The organism is Bartonella sp. AA81SXKL, from assembly GCF_042196945.1.
In the GTDB taxonomy this organism is placed as follows: Bacteria; Pseudomonadota; Alphaproteobacteria; order Rhizobiales; family Rhizobiaceae; genus Bartonella.
Genome location: NZ_JBHIRH010000443.1, coordinates 1 through 520, shown reverse-complemented (window position 1 = coordinate 520; position 520 = coordinate 1). Strand labels below are relative to the sequence as shown.

At 43.3% G+C, this 520-nt stretch carries 1 protein-coding gene; it reads right to left on the bottom strand.

Going from position 1 to position 520, the window contains the following annotated elements; all coding sequences use genetic code 11:
* Positions 1 to 92 precede the first annotated feature (92 nt).
* Positions 93 to 311, bottom strand: coding sequence for a hypothetical protein (locus tag ACFINZ_RS12155; RefSeq protein ID WP_375701662.1), 219 nt, complete (start codon positions 309 to 311; stop codon positions 93 to 95).
* Positions 312 to 520 lie beyond the last annotated feature (209 nt).

Here is a 520-nt window from a genome sequence, read left to right as displayed (position 1 = left end):
GACGAAAAAGACTCTCCTCTTGAGAGCCAAAGCCAAATCATATCAAAACGCTTTGCATCTCTATATAAGCAAACCCAAGATGCTTTGCTTCCTCATAAACAAAACAAAAGATAAGTCAAAAAATGCAGCAAGACACCACAAAATTCAAAAGCCACAATGACCTCTGCAATATCGAATCGCCTTGCTTCCGCATAAGAAAACGCAAGAGCAATAGCGAAAAAGCAGCAAAATCCCACCGCCTGCAAGAATAATTCCCACGTAACAGCTTTACTCCCGGCTCCCACAGAAACAAACCCGCGGACAACGCCCACAATACAGTAAAACGCCCAAGCGTGATTATGAATATTTCCAAACAACGTTCCGGTGATTTTAAAGACAAAACAGAAACTGTGGTTTGACCAGCAAACCTATCACTATCGCTGTTCCTCTGAATACCCCTTACATCTTACAGCACTATCCAGAACGCGCCCACACTTTCTTGAAAAACCACCCCCCATAATACCACAACACCTTATGCCCT